This window comes from Faecalibacillus intestinalis, assembly GCF_015097455.1.
In the GTDB taxonomy this organism is placed as follows: Bacteria; Bacillota_I; Bacilli_A; order Erysipelotrichales; family Coprobacillaceae; genus Faecalibacillus; species Faecalibacillus intestinalis.
Map to the genome: position 1 here is coordinate 2,437,952 of NZ_AP024085.1, position 18,343 is coordinate 2,456,294.

24 protein-coding genes are annotated in these 18,343 nt (G+C 28.5%); 4 read left to right on the top strand and 20 right to left on the bottom strand.

The window, feature by feature from the left end; translation table 11 throughout:
- Positions 1-38: 38 nt before the first annotated feature.
- From Fi14EGH31_RS12950 to Fi14EGH31_RS12970, 5 genes are all read right to left on the bottom strand, one after another.
- Complete coding sequence (locus tag Fi14EGH31_RS12950) at positions 39-560, bottom strand: hypothetical protein (protein ID WP_022002633.1); 522 nt, start codon at positions 558-560, stop codon at positions 39-41.
- Positions 561-676: 116 nt separating this feature from the next.
- The gene (locus Fi14EGH31_RS15430; protein ID WP_234697793.1) at positions 677-1,372 is read right to left on the bottom strand and encodes a type IV pilin protein; all 696 of its coding nucleotides are present in this window, start codon (positions 1,370-1,372) and stop codon (positions 677-679) included.
- A 69-nt stretch (positions 1,373-1,441) separates the two neighbouring features.
- A complete protein-coding gene (glgA, locus tag Fi14EGH31_RS12960; RefSeq protein ID WP_022002635.1) occupies positions 1,442-2,869 on the bottom strand; it encodes a glycogen synthase GlgA in 1,428 nt (475 codons plus the stop codon).
- Positions 2,869-3,981 carry a glucose-1-phosphate adenylyltransferase subunit GlgD gene (gene glgD, locus Fi14EGH31_RS12965; protein WP_022002636.1) on the bottom strand — a complete coding sequence of 371 codons (1,113 nt, stop codon included), beginning with the start codon at positions 3,979-3,981 and terminating at the stop codon, positions 2,869-2,871. The genes glgA and glgD overlap by 1 nt, the downstream gene beginning before the upstream one ends.
- 15 nt (positions 3,982-3,996) lie before the next feature.
- Complete coding sequence (locus Fi14EGH31_RS12970; protein ID WP_117826327.1) at positions 3,997-5,124, bottom strand: glucose-1-phosphate adenylyltransferase; 1,128 nt, start codon at positions 5,122-5,124, stop codon at positions 3,997-3,999.
- A 189-nt stretch (positions 5,125-5,313) separates the two neighbouring features.
- On the opposite strand from Fi14EGH31_RS12970, the gene Fi14EGH31_RS12975 reads away from it, so the two are divergent.
- Both Fi14EGH31_RS12975 and Fi14EGH31_RS12980 read left to right on the top strand, forming a co-directional pair.
- Positions 5,314-5,733, top strand: coding sequence for a cell wall hydrolase (locus Fi14EGH31_RS12975; protein WP_022002638.1), 420 nt, complete (start codon positions 5,314-5,316; stop codon positions 5,731-5,733).
- 9 nt (positions 5,734-5,742) lie between these two features.
- Positions 5,743-6,078, top strand: coding sequence for a spore coat protein GerQ (locus Fi14EGH31_RS12980; RefSeq protein WP_022002639.1), 336 nt, complete (start codon positions 5,743-5,745; stop codon positions 6,076-6,078).
- Between the two features lie 4 nt (positions 6,079-6,082).
- Here Fi14EGH31_RS12980 and Fi14EGH31_RS12985 read toward each other — a convergent pair whose 3' ends face one another.
- The 14 genes from Fi14EGH31_RS12985 to Fi14EGH31_RS13050 all read right to left on the bottom strand — a co-directional run bounded on the left by Fi14EGH31_RS12985 (position 6,083) and on the right by Fi14EGH31_RS13050 (position 16,752).
- Entirely contained in the window at positions 6,083-7,231 is a 1,149-nt protein-coding gene (locus Fi14EGH31_RS12985; protein ID WP_195933290.1) for a bifunctional folylpolyglutamate synthase/dihydrofolate synthase, read from the bottom strand.
- Positions 7,224-7,883, bottom strand: a complete 660-nt coding sequence (locus Fi14EGH31_RS12990; protein WP_117480846.1) for a uracil-DNA glycosylase — start codon at positions 7,881-7,883, stop codon at positions 7,224-7,226. The genes Fi14EGH31_RS12985 and Fi14EGH31_RS12990 overlap by 8 nt, the downstream gene beginning before the upstream one ends.
- Positions 7,876-8,703: a Cof-type HAD-IIB family hydrolase gene (locus tag Fi14EGH31_RS12995; protein WP_107030079.1), complete on the bottom strand. Its 828-nt coding sequence runs from the start codon at positions 8,701-8,703 to the stop codon at positions 7,876-7,878. Before Fi14EGH31_RS12995 ends, Fi14EGH31_RS12990 begins: the two co-directional genes overlap by 8 nt.
- 4 nt (positions 8,704-8,707) lie before the next feature.
- A complete protein-coding gene (locus tag Fi14EGH31_RS13000) occupies positions 8,708-9,460 on the bottom strand; it encodes an alpha/beta hydrolase (protein WP_022002643.1) in 753 nt (250 codons plus the stop codon).
- Positions 9,461-9,496: 36 nt separating this feature from the next.
- Positions 9,497-9,790 (bottom strand): FtsB family cell division protein, encoded by a 294-nt coding sequence (locus Fi14EGH31_RS13005; RefSeq protein WP_022002644.1) that lies wholly within the window; start codon positions 9,788-9,790, stop codon positions 9,497-9,499.
- Positions 9,787-10,173 (bottom strand): spore cortex biosynthesis protein YabQ, encoded by a 387-nt coding sequence (gene yabQ, locus Fi14EGH31_RS13010; protein WP_022002645.1) that lies wholly within the window; start codon positions 10,171-10,173, stop codon positions 9,787-9,789. Before yabQ ends, Fi14EGH31_RS13005 begins: the two co-directional genes overlap by 4 nt.
- Positions 10,173-10,466 (bottom strand): sporulation protein YabP, encoded by a 294-nt coding sequence (gene yabP, locus Fi14EGH31_RS13015; RefSeq protein WP_022002646.1) that lies wholly within the window; start codon positions 10,464-10,466, stop codon positions 10,173-10,175. Before yabP ends, yabQ begins: the two co-directional genes overlap by 1 nt.
- A 51-nt stretch (positions 10,467-10,517) precedes the next feature.
- On the bottom strand, positions 10,518-10,784 hold the full coding sequence (locus Fi14EGH31_RS13020) for an RNA-binding S4 domain-containing protein (RefSeq protein ID WP_022002647.1): 267 nt from the start codon (positions 10,782-10,784) through the stop codon (positions 10,518-10,520).
- A gap of 1 nt (position 10,785) precedes the next feature.
- Entirely contained in the window at positions 10,786-12,426 is a 1,641-nt protein-coding gene (locus Fi14EGH31_RS13025) for a putative manganese-dependent inorganic diphosphatase (protein WP_200764911.1), read from the bottom strand.
- 12 nt (positions 12,427-12,438) lie between these two features.
- Positions 12,439-13,101 (bottom strand): helix-turn-helix transcriptional regulator, encoded by a 663-nt coding sequence (locus Fi14EGH31_RS13030; RefSeq protein WP_022002649.1) that lies wholly within the window; start codon positions 13,099-13,101, stop codon positions 12,439-12,441.
- A 129-nt stretch (positions 13,102-13,230) separates the two neighbouring features.
- The gene (locus Fi14EGH31_RS13035; RefSeq protein ID WP_200764912.1) at positions 13,231-14,247 is read right to left on the bottom strand and encodes an alpha-hydroxy-acid oxidizing protein; all 1,017 of its coding nucleotides are present in this window, start codon (positions 14,245-14,247) and stop codon (positions 13,231-13,233) included.
- A 114-nt stretch (positions 14,248-14,361) separates the two neighbouring features.
- A complete protein-coding gene (locus tag Fi14EGH31_RS13040) occupies positions 14,362-14,685 on the bottom strand; it encodes a hypothetical protein (RefSeq protein WP_117574910.1) in 324 nt (107 codons plus the stop codon).
- Between the two features lie 29 nt (positions 14,686-14,714).
- Positions 14,715-15,476: an ABC transporter ATP-binding protein gene (locus Fi14EGH31_RS13045; protein ID WP_107030075.1), complete on the bottom strand. Its 762-nt coding sequence runs from the start codon at positions 15,474-15,476 to the stop codon at positions 14,715-14,717.
- Between the two features lies 1 nt (position 15,477).
- Entirely contained in the window at positions 15,478-16,752 is a 1,275-nt protein-coding gene (locus Fi14EGH31_RS13050; RefSeq protein WP_107030074.1) for an FtsX-like permease family protein, read from the bottom strand.
- 136 nt (positions 16,753-16,888) lie between these two features.
- On the opposite strand from Fi14EGH31_RS13050, the gene Fi14EGH31_RS13055 reads away from it, so the two are divergent.
- Both Fi14EGH31_RS13055 and Fi14EGH31_RS13060 read left to right on the top strand, forming a co-directional pair.
- Entirely contained in the window at positions 16,889-17,470 is a 582-nt protein-coding gene (locus Fi14EGH31_RS13055) for a hypothetical protein (RefSeq protein ID WP_107030073.1), read from the top strand.
- On the top strand, positions 17,467-18,087 hold the full coding sequence (locus Fi14EGH31_RS13060; protein WP_107030072.1) for a LytR/AlgR family response regulator transcription factor: 621 nt from the start codon (positions 17,467-17,469) through the stop codon (positions 18,085-18,087). Before Fi14EGH31_RS13055 ends, Fi14EGH31_RS13060 begins: the two co-directional genes overlap by 4 nt.
- Positions 18,088-18,107: 20 nt before the next feature.
- On the opposite strand, the gene Fi14EGH31_RS15760 is transcribed toward Fi14EGH31_RS13060, so the two are convergent.
- Positions 18,108-18,293: a 4Fe-4S binding protein gene (locus Fi14EGH31_RS15760; RefSeq protein ID WP_107030102.1), complete on the bottom strand. Its 186-nt coding sequence runs from the start codon at positions 18,291-18,293 to the stop codon at positions 18,108-18,110.
- Between the last annotated feature and the right edge of the window lie 50 nt (positions 18,294-18,343).

Here is an 18,343-nt window from a genome sequence, read left to right on the forward strand (position 1 = left end):
TTTTTTTATTGACCTTATTCTATCACAAAATATTTATTTTACAATCCAGAAGACTTCGTAAAAGACTCTAAATAAACAATCATTTTCTTTAAATTCTTTCTAAAATCTTTTCGATTTGCTTCATAACCATAAACATACGTATTCTTATCATCAAAATATACTAAATGAATAAACTTCAATCCAGTTTTTACATAACTTCCCTTATATTCATAACATTTAAGTCCACTTTCTAAAGCTGGCATTTTAACTTTTAATGATGAAACTTCTGAAGCCTCTAATTCACCTTTATAAAGTTCAGATAATTGATCAGTATCGTTATCATATTCATTTTCTTCTACTTTATAAAATAATATTTGATTTTCTTTAGTAAAACGTGTAACTCCATCATTTGGATTACCCTCACTTAATTTAAAATCAGAAGGATAATAAAAAGAAACACCTACACCTGCCTCATATAAAACACCATCTTTATTTGCTGAAACAGTTGTATCTTTTCTTCCACAAGCAACTAATGAAACAACACAAACAAAAACCACCATTAATTTTATTATGCTTTTCATATCATCACCTCGTCTTCTTATTATTCTACACGACTTTATTGATTTTGACAACTCTATGGAAAAGACCATTTTGTTCTTCATTTTGTTCTAAAAAAAAATGCCAGTTTAAACTGACATTAATTGCTTTTATTTCTTATATCATTCCAAAAACCAGGAACATTATCAGAAGCATTAGATTCACCTTTAATATAAGCACAATACAATTGTACTTTAACATCTTGTTTGGTAGAATCCTTTACACCTTTCATACGATTATAGTTAATGCCATTTTCAGCCTTTGTATACATTGCACGCCCCACTTCTTCTTTAGCATTTGCTTCTCCGCTTTTAGACCATAAATATTTATGAGACCATATTTTACCATCATAAAACCATGGCTTACTATCTTTTGTTTCTTGATAGATAACACAGTAAACATGATACATTTTTTCTTCATCTGCACTTCCTTTATAAGAAGTATGCCCCGCTCCAAAAATCAATATATATGGATTTTTTTCCAATCCTGCTTTTGATTTTAAATCAGCAGCCTGTTCTTTAGTTAATTTTTTATTTCCATTTTTAGAGCCATTATCCTCACCAAATTCACCATCAGTCCCATAAGTTCTAATCAAAGTTGTTTGTGATGCAATCAATGCATCTCTTACTTTATATAATTGTTCAGATTCTTTTGCTTGTTCAACATATCCTAATACTGATGGAACTGCAATAGCTGCAAGTATAGCAAGTATAACAAGTACAACAATAATTTCTACTAATGTAAACCCCTTTTTGTTTCCTTTTTTATTCACGTCAACAACTCCCTTATATTTCATATAATACCCTTATTATCAATACTTTTCAAGATAATAAAAGAAGTACCACCAAGTGATACTCCTCTATTTTTAAAGTAATGACGCAAATAAACGAATGTATTGTTCTGCACTTGCATCCCAATCTAATTTTTCAGCCATTGCACGTTGCACTATTGCATCCCATGCATCTGGATAATCATAGAAAGTATGCAATGCATAATCAATTGTATCCATCATCTCATGTGCATTATAGTTAGAAAAACTGAATCCTGTACCAGTTTGTTCAAATTCATTATATGGTTGAACACTGTCAGCTAAACCACCTGTTTCTCTAACAATAGGAATTGTTCCATATTTTAATGACATCATTTGTGACAAACCACAAGGTTCAAATAATGATGGCATTAAGAACATATCACATCCTGCATAGATACGATTTGATAATACAAAATCATATTTACATTGGAATGATACTTTATCTTGATGCGCCCATGCTGCACCTTTTAAAGCATCTTCATACATACGATCTCCTGAACCCAAGATAACGATTTGAACTTTTCTTTGACACATTGCTTCAAATTGATTAATAATCAAATCTAATCCTTTTTGTTCAGTTAATCTTGTTACGATACCGATTAAAGCAACTTCTGGATCTTCTGGTAATCCAACTTGTCTTTGTAATGCTAATTTATTTTCCAACTTACCATTTTTAACTGAACGAGCTGAATATTTTTTAACGATTGTTTGATCTTTACTTGGATTGATAACATCATAATCAACACCATTTAAAATACCATATAAATCATGTTTTCTCATTTCAAGAATAGATTGTAATCCTTCACCATATTGATCAGTTAAAATTTCTTTAGCGTAAGTCGGAGACACTGTCGTAATAACATCACTGTAGAAAATTGCCGCTTTCATCATATTTAAACATCCATCATTACGACAGTTCCCGTTATAATATAAATAACTATCTAACGCAAAGTATTCTTCCAATAATTTTGGATCAGCTTTTCCTTGGAACAAAATATTATGAATTGTGAATACAATTTTAATATTTTGATAATAATCATAATAACAATATCTTTCTTTATAAAGCATTGCAATCATTGCTGTTTGCCAATCATTTAATTGTAAAACATCAGGTTTAATATTTAAATGACTAATTAATTCTAGAACCGCAAAATCAAAGAATGCAAATCTTTCATAATCATCATCATAACCATATAATCCTGGTCTACCAAAATATTGTTCATTATCAATGAAATAGAAAGTTACACCATCTACTTCAGCTTTAAATATACCACAATAGCGTTTTCTCCATCCCATATAGATATCAAAATTTGTTACATATTCAATTTGATCTACAAATTTCATATCTTGATATTTAGGAATAACAACAATACTTTCAACATCTTTTTTTGCTGTTTCTTTTGGTAATGAACCAATAACGTCAGCTAAACCACCCGATTTGATAAAAGGAGTCGCTTCACTGGCAACATACATAACTCTCATTAAACACGGTCTCCTTCTTTAATATAAAGTGGACTTGTTTCTGTTCCTTTTAATTCTAATTTCTTTTCAACTTTTGCACGTTTATCAATAATTACGTTTTCTAATACTGCTCCAGAAGCAATCTTAGATCCAGAGAAGATAACACAATTTTTAATAACTGCACCTTTTCCAATTGTAACTTCACGTCCAAGAATACTATTTTCAACAGTTCCATCAATTACTGCGCCATTAGCTACGAATGATTTTTTTACATTAGCGTTTGCTAAATATTTTGTTGGAGGTGTGTCGTTTGTATTTGTATAAATTGGCCAATTTGATTTAAATACACGTGATGAAATATCAATATCTAACATTTCCAATGAATATTTGAAGTATGCTTCTGTAGAATCTAAGCATCTAGCATATCCTTTATATTCATAAGTATGAATTTGTTTTTCATCACATAAATATCCTAGAATATCTTTTAAATCATAGAAAGCAGAAATCTTATGTGCTTTTTTCATGATTTCTAATAATTCTTTTCTATTGATTACATAAGTTTCTAATGAAATATTTTGTCTTTTTCTTGTACCTTTATTAATTGTTTTACCAGTTAATAAACCATCTTTATCTATTTCTAAAACATCACAACCAACCCAAGCAACATCTGCATCTTTTGCTTTACGATAAGTCATTGTGATTGTTGCTCCTGATTTTTCATGAGCTGTAATCACATCATTATAATCCATTGTGGTAACGATATGAGCAGGTGCAATCACAACATAATCTGCATTACTTGTTTCTAAGAAATGAATATTTTCAACTAAGTTGTTAATATCATGATTGTATTTAGGATCGTTAGCATATTTTTCATTATAAAGTAATGAAACACCACCAGCTTTTTGGTTAAAGTTCCAAGAATTACCATTTCCTAAATGTTTAAATAAAGAACGTGGTTTCTTTTGAATCATAACCCCAATTGCATCTATTTTAGAATTTGACATATTTGATAAAACAAAGTCAATAATTCCATAACGACCAAGGAAGCTTACAGAGGCCACTGGTCTTCTTTCTGTTAATCCCGTAAATTCTATATCTGAATGTAAGTTTACTAAACCAATAACTTTTGCCATCTTTACTTCCCCCTCTTATCTACTATTATCGCTCACTAATTCAACTTCTTTAGCTTCTGAATTAATGACAGTTCCAGCTTTAACAACTACATTTTCATCAATAATGGCTTTATAGATTTCTGCCCCTTCTTCTACAAGAACACCAGGCATCAATACAGAGTCAACAACTTTTGCGCCTTCTCCAACATTGACATTATTGAATAAAACAGATCCTTCAACAGTTCCGTTAACCATACATCCTTGAGTAACAAGAGAGTTTTTAACTTCTGCTTTTTCACCGATAATTTGAGGTTTTCCTAAAGTGTCTTCAGTATAGATTTTCCAATCTTTTTTGATATTATATAAATCTAAATCTTTATCTTTAAGTAAATCCATGTTAGCTTCCCATAAACTATCTACAGTACCAACATCTTTCCAATATCCATCAAATTCCCAAGCATAAAGCTTTTTATTATCATTTAACATTGCTGGAATGATATTCATACCAAAGTCATGTTTACTATCTTTATCTTTTGCATCAGCTACTAGATATTTACGTAATTGTTTATAAGTAAAGATATAAATACCCATAGATGCAAGAGTTGATTTTGGATGTTCTGGTTTTTCTTCGAATTCATAAATAGTTCCATCTTCATGAGCGTTCATAATACCAAAACGACTCGCTTCTTTAAGTGATACATTTAATACTGCAATTGTAGCATCTGCACCACGTTGTTTATGAGCTTCTAACATTTGATCGTATTCCATTTTATAAATATGATCTCCTGATAAAATCAAAACATATTCTGGATCATAACGATCTAAGAAATCTAAGTTTTGATAAATGGCATCTGCAGTACCTGCATACCAAGTGGCTCCTACTTCGTCTCTTTCACGTGCTGGTAAAATAGCAGCCAAAGAATTAGCTCCATCTAATCCCCATTTAGTTCCAGCTCCAACATAAGTTCCAAGTAAAACTGATTCATATTGTGTAAGTACACCTACGATATCAATACCTGAATTTGCGCAGTTACTTAGTGGAAAGTCGATGATACGATATTTCCCCCCAAAGTGAACTGCCGGTTTTGCGACTTTTGCTGTAAGTTCTTTTAAACGTGTTCCACGCCCTCCAGCTAAAATCATAGCGACAATTTCTTTTCCCATTTTTAACTCCTCCTATACAAAATGTAAGCGCTTTAATCTACATCTTTATCTTATCATATTTCACTTTATAATTCACGGAATTATTTAAGTTTTTAAGCAATAATAGATCAAATACTTAGGCTAATATTATTGTACTCCTTTTTTGACATAAATTTAAAGGATAATCATAAATTATTTTGAGGTGAAAACATGGCTCGAATTTCATATACCGAAAAAGAAGTCGAATTATTGGCGAGATTGATAAAATCTGAAGCTTTAGGAGAGGGCGAAGAAGGCATGCTCCTTGTAGGAAATGTCGTTGTCAATCGTGTTGTCGCAAATTGTGACATTTTTAGAAATGTCAGAACTATTAGTGAAGTTGTCTATCAGACAAATCAATTTGCTGGAGTAGGACAACCGCTATTTAATGAACCTGTGAGTCAAAATGAAAAAGACATTGCCTTAAGATGTATTAATGGCTATCGAAATGAACCCGCCACGAACGCCTTATGGTTTAAAAATCCTGGCACAAATGTTGATTGTCCAGAAACGTTTTATGGAAGACTATCTGGAAGATATAAAAAACATTGTTTTTATAACCCAGGGTTAAAAGATAATTGTGACTTATAGGAGGTCTCTATGGATTATTTTGATGATTTAAACCCTTACTTAGTAAAAGAAGATGATAATGAAAATCTTACCAGGCAACAAACTGTTCCCCCTACTCAACCCGTAGAACAAACATATGTTGAAAATATCTTACGTGTTAACGTTGGTAAAAAAGGAACATTCTATTTTAGTTATACCGGTTCCAAAACATGGAATGATAAGATTTATACAGGAACATTGCAACAAGCTGGTAGAGATCATTTTATTATCGTAACTGATACTGGTAAAACAGTAATGTTATTACTTGTTTATTTATTATGGGCAGAATTTGATGAGCCTTTAGATTATCAATATAAAGTAAAATAAGTGCTTACGCACTTATTACATATTTTCGTACTGTTGATACAAAATGTAATGATCCTGTTACAACAATATTTTGATGTTTAGCCTTCATTATTTCAATAGCTTTTTGATAGGAAATATGTCCCCCTTGACTTCTTTCATCATCAAAATCAGCAATCACAACATCAAATTCTTTCAACATATCTAACATCTTTTGACAATCTTTATCCATCAAAGCACTAAAAACAATTCCAACATCTTCCAACTTTCTTTCTTTGATTGTTTGAATTAATGCCTCTATTCCACTGATATTATGAGCACCATCTAAATAAAGATGTCCAAATTGTTCAAAACGACAAGGCCATTTAAAATCATCGATCACCGCTTGAATATCTTCATCATTTAAATCACAAAGATAATCAACAACATTTAAAGCAAGCGTTAAATTACTTACTTGATATGTTGGTAAATGTAATACATATTCTTTTTGATGAAAATGTAGATGATAAGGATACTGATATTGTTTTTCTACTTGTAAAGGATAAAAAGTACTTTGATGTTTTGTACAATAATCTTTAAAATAACTTAATATTTCTTTATTTTGTTCAGTTGTAAATAAAGGAACATTTTCTTTAACAATCCCTACTTTATGATGTGCTATTTCTAACAAAGTATCACCTAACATAAATTGATGATCATAACCAATATTTGTTATCACTGCAACATTACTTTTAATCACATTTGTTTTATCATGAAGTCCTCCTATACCACATTCAATAATATGATAATCTAAATCTAATTCATTAAAATAATACAACATAATCAACGTATCTATTTCAAACATTGAAAGATGTTCTTGTTGTATTAAAGGCAGTAATCGATTAATGAATCTTAATAAATCATCATCTGATATAGGTTTTCCATCAACTGAAATTCTTTCATGATGTTTAATAATATAAGGTGAAGTAAAAGTACCTACATGATATCCTTGTTTCATTAATAAATCTTTTATAAATGTAACAGTTGACCCTTTACCATTTGTTCCTGCTACATGAATTACATTTTTTAAATCAATAGGTATTTGATATCTTTCTATTATCTTTTGAAAATCTTCAAAAGAGCGTTTAGCTCTTTGAGATTCTATAAAATGAATGGCTTCATCTACTGTTTTAAACATCTGGATTACTCCAATCAATTGGTGTCATATCATTTTTTATTAAAAAAGCATTTGTTTTAGAAAATGGTTTTGATCCAAAAAATCCTCTATAAGCTGAAAGTGGTGAAGGATGTACACTTGTAAGAACTAAATGTCTAGAATCAATATATTTTTTCTTTTCAATAGCATTCTTTCCCCAAAGAATAAAAACCAGCGGCTTTTCTCTTTCATTTAAATAACGGACAACATTTAAAGTAAAAGTTTCCCATCCTAATCCTTTATGTGAATTAGCTTTACCTCTTTCAACAGTTAAAACATTATTAAGTAACAGAACACCTTGTTTAGCCCAATAAGTTAAATCCCCATGATGAGGAATAGGTAATCCTAAATCATCATGTATTTCTTTATAAATATTAACAAGACTAGGAGGAATACGAACATCTTTAGTTACTGAAAAAGCTAGTCCATTTGCTTGATGAGGTTCATGATAAGGATCTTGTCCTAAAATAACAACTTTAACATCATCAAAATCACATAAATTAAGTGCTCTAAAGATTTCTTGTTTTGGTGGATAAATTGTTTTAGTTTCATATTCTTTTTCAATGATTTGATGTAACTTTTGATAATATTCTTTTTGAGATTCAATTTCTACTATTGTTTTAAATCTATTCATGATCTTCTCCTAATACAAACTTTTCAATAACTTCACTTACTGCCCCTTCATCATAATCCTTCTTTGTTACATACTGTGCCAATTCTTTAATATCATCTCTCGCACAAGCAACAGCACATCCTAATTTCGCAGTTTTAATCATTTCTACATCATTATAATTATCCCCAATACCAATCGTTTCATCCATATCATAGCCTAAATAATCAACTAACCAACGCATTCCATATCCCTTATCAACACCTTTAGTATTCATCTCTAAATAACGTCCACTAGAAAAAGCTATACTACATGTATCTTGAATACTTTGAGGTAATTTTAAAGCTAGTACTTTTAAATAATCCATATCTCTTTTTTCATATAAAATCTTAGCTATTTTTTCATTCTTTAAAAAAGAAATATCAAAATCATCAATCACTTCAAATTTAGCTTTTTGAGCAATCTTTCTTTGAATTTCATCTTCATCAGCATGAAAAATATAACAACAATCTAAAGTAAATACTAAAACACAAACATCTAAATCTCTTGCATTGTCAAATATTTCTTTTGCTTTTTCAAACTCTAATCCTTTGAAATGAAGAACCTTATTATTTTTATTTTCAACAATCAATCCTCCATTAAAACATAAAGAATACTCTCCTGCTTGATCATATGTGCCTATTTCTTTTAAAATATCTGGAATCATATTAAAAGCTCTTCCTGTACAAGGAACAAACTTTAAACCTTCTTTTCTAGCTTTTAAAATAGCTTCTTGATTTACCTTTGGTACATGATGATTTACTAATAAAGTTTCATCTAAATCTGAAAACATTAATCGATACATACAATTATCCTCCATAAAACATTTCTAAAAAAAGTGGTACTCTTTGTGACCAATCATATTCACTATGCTTTCCATTTGGAAAAAAATGATATTGATAATTTTGTAATTTTCCCTCGATACATTCTTTTAAATGTTCATTACTTGGAATATACCTTTTATCATCTTCTTGACCACCAACATCCATATACAACATATTATGACTTATTGAACTGACTTTCAATAAATTTACAAATTCTTCTTCATAAATCCAAAATGCTGTTGATAAAATAGCACATTTTTTAAAGATCGTAGGATACTTTAAAAAAGCGTAAAATGAAATAAGAGCTCCCATTGAACTTCCCACTATCCCATAATCATCTATTTTAGTAGGAAAGTTTTGATCTAAATAAGGTTTTAATTGCGTTGTTAGAAATGTCACATAAGCATTTCCTTCTCCTCCTACGAGTCTATGTGTACCATATTCTCTTGATAAATCTTGATTCATAATCCATGGCCCATATTCATCTTCTCTTTTTAAAAGTTCAAAATTACAATAGATAGCTACTAAAATCACATCAATATTTAATTGCTTTACCGCTTGTAAAAACCCCCAACTTTTTCCTATATAAGATTGCTCATCAAAAAAAGCATTTTGTCCATCATTAATAATTAAAACAGGATATCTTTTTTTTGATGTTTGATAATCATCTGGAACATAAATATCTATTTTTCTTGTTCTTTTTAATGAACGTATATACATTTCTTCTTGAATAATCATAAAAAATCTCCTAAAACAAAAATAAGCAATCTTTGCTTATTTTTCTTGATCTATATCTGGTAAGATGACAACTTGTTCCCCATCTTTTGTGAAAACATAGTTTTCTCTTGCATAACGTGTCACATAATCATCATCATTTAAAAGACTTACTTCATTTTGTAAATCATTCTTTTCTTTTTTTACTATTGCGACTTCTTTTTCGAGTTTATCAATTTCTGCTGTTCTTGAAAAAACAGACATGGCTTGAGATAATAAGATGTATATTAAAAAGCATCCAATAGAAATATAAGCCATTGGTTTATACACTTTTTTTAGTCTTTTTTTTGTCATCTTTTCACCCTCTTTTTTATAGACCCTATTATACCATCAAACTTCAAAAAAACAAAGCGCACAGGTTTAAATAGTCGTGTTAATTTTTGGTTTATTTTAACGATCACAATATACATTTTTTCATGCATCAAATTTTGATAAACAACATATCCCGCTAAAACACTCACTAAAAAATACGCTCTTAAAATACCTTCATTGATTTTTAATAAGCCTATAAAATAGATTGCAGCAAAAATAATACCAAAACAACCTTGCATAATAAAATAAATAAATTTGATTTTAATTTTGATGAGATGACTATAAATAAAATGATATACAAAGGTAAAGATAATCCCGTATACAAAAGAATACCCTATTCCTTGTATTTGTGTAATTAAATCCATTATTTTAATAATTTATTTAAAACACTATCTTTACTCTTTGTTGTTCTTTTATTCGATAAGTAAGAAATCGCATCAATATTTCCTTTAATACTGACCTCTTTTTTCTCTTGATCAAAACGCACAAGTGCTAAATCGCTACCTTTAATATTTAAATATCCTAAAGATGTTTCAATTAAAAATTCTAAAGAATCAAAACTTTCAATTTTTTTAATGCCTGTAAGCTCCAATGTCTTACGATCTTTTAAATACACATGATGATAAGGTGTTTGTTCAAAATGTATTTGATTATCCATAATATCCCTCCTCTACATCATATGAAAAAAGAGAATGTTCATGACATTCTCTTATTCATTTACTTCTTTTCTTTTTTCATCAACAATATCATAAAGCATTGTACTTTCATCTTTTAAAACATGTTCCTTAAGAAGTTTAACTTTAACCGTTAATATCGTTCTTCCAAATTCAATTTCAATCAAATCTCCAACATTTAACTTTGTTGAAGGTTTAGCTACCTTACCATTGACTTTTACACGTTCACTTTGAGAAATTTCTTTGGATAAAGTACGTCTTTTAATAATTCTTGATACTTTTAAAAATTTATCTAATCTCATCTTATTCACTCATAACAGCAGTAATTGCTGGAACTACTTGTTTTTTACGAGAAATAACACCAACTAATGTTCCTTGACATTCCGTTAATTGAACATTAAATGCTTTTTCTACTAATTCAGGACGTGGTCCACCAACAAAGATTTCACTGTTAGCGTTGATAATATCTGTAAGTAATAATAATGTGAATTCTAAATTATTATCTTCCGCAAATTTATTCATATAATCTAACATATCTTTTTTGTATGGTAAGAATCCTTCAATATCCATTGAGTTTACTTGAGCAACCCCTACTTGTAAGTTATCAAAACTGAATTTTTTGAAGTCTTGGTTAAAGATTTCATCTACAGTTTTACCAACTAAAGAAGTTCCTGCTTTAAACATTTCCATTGCAAATTCTTGAATATCAACACCTGCAATTTTAGCTAGTTTCTTAGCAATCTTAGTATCAACTGGTGTACAAGTTGGTGATTTGAATAATAATGTATCAGAAACAACCGCACCTAATAATAAACCAGCAATATGACTTGGCATTTCAACATCTAATTCATCAAACATTTTAGTTACAATTGTAGCTGTTGAACCTAATGGTTCTCCTCTAAACATTAATGGTCCTACTGTTTGGATATCAGCTACCCTATGATGATCCACGATTTCTAAAATATCAGCTTCTTCAATACCTGGAATAGATTGTCCTCTTTCATTGTGGTCTACTAAAACAACTTTTTTTCTTAATCCTTTTAATAAAGCAAAACGAGAAATACTTCCTACACAACGATTATTTAAATCAATAACTGGATATCCTCGATATCTTGTTTCAGACATAACTTCTTTCATATAATCTAAAGTATCATCTGTAGAGAAAGTTTTAATATCTCCTTTGATCATGACATATTCAACAGGAATTGCTTGAACAATTTGTTGAGATGTTTGATAAGTATTAAATGGTGTAGAAATAATTGAAATTCCTTGTTCTTCACATTTTTTTACAACATTTTCATCAGCAGTTAAAGAACCAGTTAATACAATTAAAGATGGTTTAACTGAAATAAGTTCTTCTAAATCATCACTTCTATCTCCACCTACAATCACAACATCATTTTCATGAATACGTTTTTTAGCTTCACTACCTGACATTGCTGCAATGTGAATATCTCCTTCAATCACTTTTAACGCATTATTTAAATAAATCACATTTGCTTCTAAAGTATCAATTACATTTTCTACAGGAGTTTTAGCTTTCTTTAAAACTTCACTATCCCATTGATCCATATAACCTTCAATAATATTAGAAGTAGATAATAAACCTAATAATTGTCCATGTTCATCTAAAATAGGTGCAGATTTTAAATTTTGTTGTTTTAATAAAAACCAAGCTGTTTTTAAAGTTAAATCTTTAGAAAAAACAGTTACTTTATCATAATTTAAATCTTCAACTTTTTGTTTAACTGTTTTAAGTAAAACAGGATGTTCTACTCCAAAACGTTTTAAAACATATTCAGTTTCCCTATTAATTTCTCCTAAACGTACAGGAATTGCATTATATTTATTTGTTGCATTTAATAAATAACTATAAGCAATTGCCGAACAAATACTATCTGTATCTGGATTTCTATGTCCACTTACATAAACTAAATCACTCATTCATATTCTCCTTTATACATTTTTCTTCAAATAACGATAAACTGTTGGTTCAGATACCGCTAATTTTTCAGCCACTAATACAATAGCACCTTTAACCTTAAAAGTCCCTTTTTCTTGTAAATATTTTACAACTTTTATCTTTTCATCTACATTTAATCTTTCAGCTAAGAAATAACTTGGGAATCCCATCTTTTCTAAGCATTCTTTAATATACATATCAATCATTTCATCCAATGGAGATGATAAGATTTCAACTGGATTATCCATTTTAAATTCAATATCTTTTTCTTCCTTAATCCCTAAAATCTTTTTAATTGTAGAAGTTAAATATTCTAAATCTGAAATATTCACATTAATACATAACATTCCTACGGGCATTTCACGACCTTCTTCTTTAATAAAATAAGTCGCTGCTCTCATTAATTTACCATCATTACCTACAGTTTTATAATTCATGACAAAGTCATGATTTAAATATTGTTTTTCTTCTAAATAATGTAAAGATAAATTTGATAATTTTGCTCCAACTTCTCTTCCTGAAATTGGATTATTTGAAATAGCTACAATTTCTTGATCTTTAGATGTCAAATCATGTAAAGCTATTTCACAATTGTCACCTAATGCAGCACTTAAAAAATTAACTAATTTTGCATAAGGTTCTAAACTTTTGTACATACTATTCTTCCTCATTTCCCTTATTATTATGATAATAATTCATATCTATATATTATCACGATAATAATTCATAAACAATGATTATTATTATAATAAAAAAAAGTATTTTGTTTTATTACACAAAACACTCTATTTATAAATATTCTTTTTAGATATCTCTTTTAAAGAAGAAACACCTGTCATCATCATTGTATTTTTTAACTCCTGTCCTAACTGTTGAACATAAGCTTCAACACCTTCATCTTTACCACCATAAATCATATTCACAAATGGACGTGCAATAATCACGGCATCAGCTCCTAAAGCTAAAGCCTTAAAAACATCTAATCCACTGCGAATTCCTCCATCAACAATGATTTTAACCCGTCCTTTAAATTGATCAGCAATTTCTTCTAAAACACATGCTGTTGCTGGTGTACCATCTAAAACGCGACCACCATGATTAGAAACTACAATTGCTTTAGCACCTGCATCTATCGCTTTTTGTGCACCTTCAACTGACATAATTCCTTTAACAATAAAAGGAACATGGGCATAATCAATAATCTCTTTTAACTCTTCTACACTCTTTCTACCAGCTGGAGGAATTCTTCCTTGTAAAAAAGGGAGTCCTGCAGCATCAATATCCATAGCAATCGCAAAAGCATTTGATTCATTAGCAAGATCTAATTTTTTAAAGCAAGTATCTTTATCCCAAGGTTTAATCGTTGGAACACCAATGCCATTATTTTCTTTAATAGCATGTGTTGCATGAATCATAATTTCTTCATTTAAACCATCACCTGTAAAAGCTGCAATCCCACTTTTAGCACAAGCACGTACATAAATTTCATTAAAGCTATTATCATTGTATAAATCACTATAATGTTGACCAACAGCTCCTACTGGTCCAGCAAAAATAGGATATTTAAATGATTTACCAAACATTTTAAAGGTTGTATCAATCTCTTTATTTTCAGCTAATGTGTCCATTTTAACTTCTATCTTTTGCCAAGCATCATAATTTTTAATAGCAACTGTCCCTGTTCCCTTAGCCCCTGGGCCAGGTATTTTATTTGAACAAGCTTTTCCATTACATACTGGACATGACTTACAATAAGGTCCAATAACACTTCTACTTTTTTCTCTTATTTCATTAACATTCATTTTCCTTCATCCTTTATTATTCATTCTTCAAAAGCTTACACCTGTCCTTTAATAAAAATCAAGTTTTTCATTAAAAAACTTGTTTGTACAAGTTGTACAAACAAGTAATCCTTTCTATGAAGGTACATACAATTCTGGATCTCCATTAATCACTTCAAAATCATCTTTTTCTAAAGCTAGTTCTTGAATAATTGTTTCTTCTAACTCTTCTTTTGTTTGTAAACAAAAACCTCTAAATCCTTTTTTAGAATAATAACTCCAGTTTGCTAGTTGGTTAAGAGATTCATTATTTCTAATATCTGTATATTTTTCCTCCTTAAAGATAACAATCAAATCATATCTTTTTTCTTCATATTTCTTTTCTTTATTTTTATTCATATAAAAATAAAGACCTACAATAATAACAGCAATGATAAAAATATAAATATTAAACCCCATATAAATCATCTCCTTTTATTTATTATATCTTAGTCCAACATCTTTTGCATTTCCTTTGAATTAATACTTACAATTTCTTTAAAATATTCTTGTTGTGTTTTATTTCCTCTAAATAATTCTTTTTCAATTTTACCATCTTTTAAATAAAGAAGTCTTGATGAATAAGAAGCAATTAAAGGATCGTGACTGACCATAACAATTGTAATATGATTTTCATTCATCTTTTTAAAGATAGATAATATTTCATGTGAATTTTGACTATCTAAGTTTCCTGTTGGTTCATCTGCAATAATGATTTTAGGATTTCCAATTAATGCTCTAGCAATAGCGACTCTTTGTTGTTGTCCTCCCGAACATTCATGAGGATATTTATTGAGTAGTGATTCAATATCTAATTCTTTTGTAATTTGATGGACTTTTTCATCAATAACTTTTTTATTTTCGCCAATGAGTTTTAAAGGAATCATAATATTTTCATAAACCGTTAAAGAATTTAATAAATTATAATTTTGAAAAACAAAACCTAAATATTGATACCTAAATTTTCCTAATTGATTTTCAGACATTTGTTTCACTTCTTGATTTAAAATATACAAACTCCCATTAGTAGGAATATCTATTGTTGAAATATTATTTACTAAAGTAGATTTACCGGAACCTGATGGTCCCATAACAACAATAAACTCTCCTGTTTTAATTTCTAAATCAATATTTTCTAAAGCTGTAAATGGTTGTTTACTTCCAAGTCCATAAATTTTTGTCATATTTTTTGCTCGTAAAACTGTTTTCATATTATTGTCCTCCTAGTTGTACTTTCCCTACACAATAATTTAATAAAAGACAAATCAATAATGTCACTACATAATAGATAAATAATCCACTATAGAAAAATAACATTGTAGAATTCATTAAAATAAACTCTCTCGCCATAAAGATTAAATAAGGTAATGGAATTACTAAAACACAAATAAAATAAAGGATATTTTCTTTCAAAAGCATCTTCTTTAAATCACTATAAACATAACCTACTTTATTTAAAGTATTAAATTCCTTCATTTTATTTTTCTTTTCCATATTCATCTTATATAAAATAGAAATAATTACCATCGCTACAATAAACAAATAACTGATCATTCCTGTCACAAATTCATTACTTTCAATATTTTGTGACGCTAAAACAGGTAATAAAACTGTAATCAATAATGTAAGTAAGCCAATTAACGAAGCTGTTGATTTAATCATCAATCCCACATGTGATAAACAAATATATATTTGTTCTCCTTTTAAATTCTTTTTATTTTTTAAAAAGATTTGTGGTAATAAATACTTATATAATCCATACATTCCCACAACACCTAAAGCTGTTGGCGGAATATAATTTATTAAATTTCCTTCAACCGTTATAATTGAACAAAATCCTATCAAATAAATAAGTAAATACATCATCATTTTTTTAAAACTTACAAAATGAATAGCTTGTACCTTATTTTCATCATTCATTAAAGTATAAATATCACTTTTATGAAGTTGCCCTATTAAAAAGATGATCACAATAACAACTAATACACATAAAGCTGAAATCGTTGTAAAAAAGGTACTTGGCATAATGGTATAAATTGAATAATTGATTTGTAGATAAGGATATATCTTTGAATGAATGAAAAATAAGCTAAGAACACCTAAAATAAATGAAATCGGTAAAACAAAGATAAAAACAATCCCCATTTGAATCAATGTATATTTAATAAAATCTAACAAGTTAAATCCACAAGTAAATAAAATTCCAAATTCTTGATGTTTTTTATTGAAATTATATTGACTGGCATAAATAATCATAAACCAACAAAATAAAATAATTAAAAATGGTAATCCCATTGATAATGGTATATCCGCTCCAAGAGGACCATCTATTCCTCTAGCCCTATCTTCTTCTATTAAATAGGGATTGTTGATAAATTCTGAAAAGATCAAATGAATGACAATTGCAAAAATAAGTGTGAGTCCATAAATCATATATTGTTTTTTATTCCTTTTTAATGTTAACGTAGCTAGTGAAAAAACCTTCATTGCTCCCACCTCCTAACTCCATCATAAACTTTCCATCACACCTTACAATAAAAGTGGCACCAACAACCTAGAAATGACACAAACAACATCTTAAATAAATCTACTTATGATACAATACAGTTAAAGGAGGGATAGCATGAAGTACAAAGTAGGAAAACCCCATTATAAATTAAGTTTTATTTATTCATTCATCATTATTTTTTGGGCTGTTTTTTTAATCATTTATAGTCCATTTTCAGGAATGAATATTTGTGGATTTATGCTTATTTTTTTGATTATCTTTATTTTTCTTCCTAGTATGGCATTTTGTAATAATATTTGGGAAGTGGATGAATATTATCTTAAATACACTTTTTATAATAATGTAATCGATAAATCACAAGCATTTTTTAAAACAATTTTCACTAGAAATATGGAATATCAAATGAAAATAAAACTAGATAAGATTATATCTATTCATGTCACTTATGAAGCAGTTCCAATGCTTTTTTATGGAACCAATGGTTATAATGTTATTTTTAAAGTATTGATGAAAGATGGCTCTTCTTTTTCTTTTCAACCAATCGTTACTAGAAAAAGAAAAGAAATTATCGATGCAATTGAATTTTTAAAAAGTAAAGGCGTTATCTTTAAAGATAAATATCATATTCTAGATCAATTAGATAAACAAGAAGCTTTATCTTATTATTTAGAAAAAATACATGGAGGTAAAAAATGATTTCTATAGCTTGTAATATACAAGAGTGTTATTTTGAAATCATCAAAAAACACTTTACCTCAAAAGATTACTATTTAGAAAAATTCAATCCTGCATCTTATGATGATATCTACTTTATTGAAATAAATACCCTCAATGATTTAGATAAAATTCATCAAATCAATAGATATCCAGAAACTTTAATTTATATTATTGGTCCTAATGACTTTCATTTACTTAATGAATGTTTAACATTAGGGATTCATTTATATTTTGAAAAAGATGATTTAGAAAACAATCTTCACTCTAAATCAAAAACTATTCATCAACAAATATTTACTAGATTTAAAACATATCATTATAAAAATAAACAAATGTCTTTTGAATTAAGACTTGCTCAAATTATGTATGTAGAATCCATGAATCATAAACTTGTAATTCATCATGATAATGGTGATTTTATTGAAAGAAAAAATTTATCTTTATTTATAAAAGAAATCAATTCTTCTGACTTTATTCAAATTCATAAATCATTTGTCGTAAATAAAAACTATATTCAAGAAATAAAAGCTAAAGAACTCATTTTAAAAAATTCTACTATTCTACCCATTGGTAGAAACTTCAAAGAGAGTATTTAAAAAGTAAGGACACACAATCCTTACTTTTTATAATAATTCAATATATTGTTTAGAACAAATTTCTTTAGATGTTGATTAATAACAAGTTTTTGAGTAATATGTGGACAAACACTATAACATAATTTACACCCTATACAGCTATTTTGTACAAAATACTCATGTTTATTTTCTATTGTTTTACCAATAAAAATAGAATCTCTTACTATATGACTAAAAACACTAAATCAATATATTCTTCACTTGCTTCATATAACCA

What these genes read in the sequence shown, in the direction of transcription:
- Fi14EGH31_RS13045 (WP_107030075.1), bottom strand. Translation starts at nt 15,476, where the DNA reads ATGAAAACAGTTTTACGAGCAAAAAATATGACAAAAATTTATGGACTT.
- Fi14EGH31_RS13050 (WP_107030074.1), bottom strand. Translation starts at nt 16,752, where the DNA reads ATGAAGGTTTTTTCACTAGCTACGTTAACATTAAAAAGGAATAAAAAA.
- Fi14EGH31_RS13035 (WP_200764912.1), bottom strand. Translation starts at nt 14,247, where the DNA reads ATGAATGTTAATGAAATAAGAGAAAAAAGTAGAAGTGTTATTGGACCT.
- Fi14EGH31_RS13000 (WP_022002643.1), bottom strand. Translation starts at nt 9,460, where the DNA reads ATGATTATTCAAGAAGAAATGTATATACGTTCATTAAAAAGAACAAGA.
- Fi14EGH31_RS15430 (WP_234697793.1), bottom strand. Translation starts at nt 1,372, where the DNA reads ATGAAATATAAGGGAGTTGTTGACGTGAATAAAAAAGGAAACAAAAAG.
- Fi14EGH31_RS13020 (WP_022002647.1), bottom strand. Translation starts at nt 10,784, where the DNA reads ATGAGATTAGATAAATTTTTAAAAGTATCAAGAATTATTAAAAGACGT.
- Fi14EGH31_RS13005 (WP_022002644.1), bottom strand. Translation starts at nt 9,790, where the DNA reads ATGACAAAAAAAAGACTAAAAAAAGTGTATAAACCAATGGCTTATATT.
- Fi14EGH31_RS12995 (WP_107030079.1), bottom strand. Translation starts at nt 8,703, where the DNA reads ATGTATCGATTAATGTTTTCAGATTTAGATGAAACTTTATTAGTAAAT.
- Fi14EGH31_RS13060 (WP_107030072.1), top strand. Translation starts at nt 17,467, where the DNA reads ATGATTTCTATAGCTTGTAATATACAAGAGTGTTATTTTGAAATCATC.
- glgA (WP_022002635.1), bottom strand. Translation starts at nt 2,869, where the DNA reads ATGAGAGTTATGTATGTTGCCAGTGAAGCGACTCCTTTTATCAAATCG.
- Fi14EGH31_RS12975 (WP_022002638.1), top strand. Translation starts at nt 5,314, where the DNA reads ATGGCTCGAATTTCATATACCGAAAAAGAAGTCGAATTATTGGCGAGA.
- Fi14EGH31_RS12970 (WP_117826327.1), bottom strand. Translation starts at nt 5,124, where the DNA reads ATGGGAAAAGAAATTGTCGCTATGATTTTAGCTGGAGGGCGTGGAACA.
- Fi14EGH31_RS12985 (WP_195933290.1), bottom strand. Translation starts at nt 7,231, where the DNA reads ATGTTTAAAACAGTAGATGAAGCCATTCATTTTATAGAATCTCAAAGA.
- Fi14EGH31_RS13055 (WP_107030073.1), top strand. Translation starts at nt 16,889, where the DNA reads ATGAAGTACAAAGTAGGAAAACCCCATTATAAATTAAGTTTTATTTAT.
- glgD (WP_022002636.1), bottom strand. Translation starts at nt 3,981, where the DNA reads ATGGCAAAAGTTATTGGTTTAGTAAACTTACATTCAGATATAGAATTT.
- Fi14EGH31_RS12980 (WP_022002639.1), top strand. Translation starts at nt 5,743, where the DNA reads ATGGATTATTTTGATGATTTAAACCCTTACTTAGTAAAAGAAGATGAT.
- yabQ (WP_022002645.1), bottom strand. Translation starts at nt 10,173, where the DNA reads ATGGATTTAATTACACAAATACAAGGAATAGGGTATTCTTTTGTATAC.
- Fi14EGH31_RS13030 (WP_022002649.1), bottom strand. Translation starts at nt 13,101, where the DNA reads ATGTACAAAAGTTTAGAACCTTATGCAAAATTAGTTAATTTTTTAAGT.
- Fi14EGH31_RS13025 (WP_200764911.1), bottom strand. Translation starts at nt 12,426, where the DNA reads ATGAGTGATTTAGTTTATGTAAGTGGACATAGAAATCCAGATACAGAT.
- yabP (WP_022002646.1), bottom strand. Translation starts at nt 10,466, where the DNA reads ATGGATAATCAAATACATTTTGAACAAACACCTTATCATCATGTGTAT.
- Fi14EGH31_RS12990 (WP_117480846.1), bottom strand. Translation starts at nt 7,883, where the DNA reads ATGAATAGATTTAAAACAATAGTAGAAATTGAATCTCAAAAAGAATAT.
- Fi14EGH31_RS13040 (WP_117574910.1), bottom strand. Translation starts at nt 14,685, where the DNA reads ATGGGGTTTAATATTTATATTTTTATCATTGCTGTTATTATTGTAGGT.
- Fi14EGH31_RS12950 (WP_022002633.1), bottom strand. Translation starts at nt 560, where the DNA reads ATGAAAAGCATAATAAAATTAATGGTGGTTTTTGTTTGTGTTGTTTCA.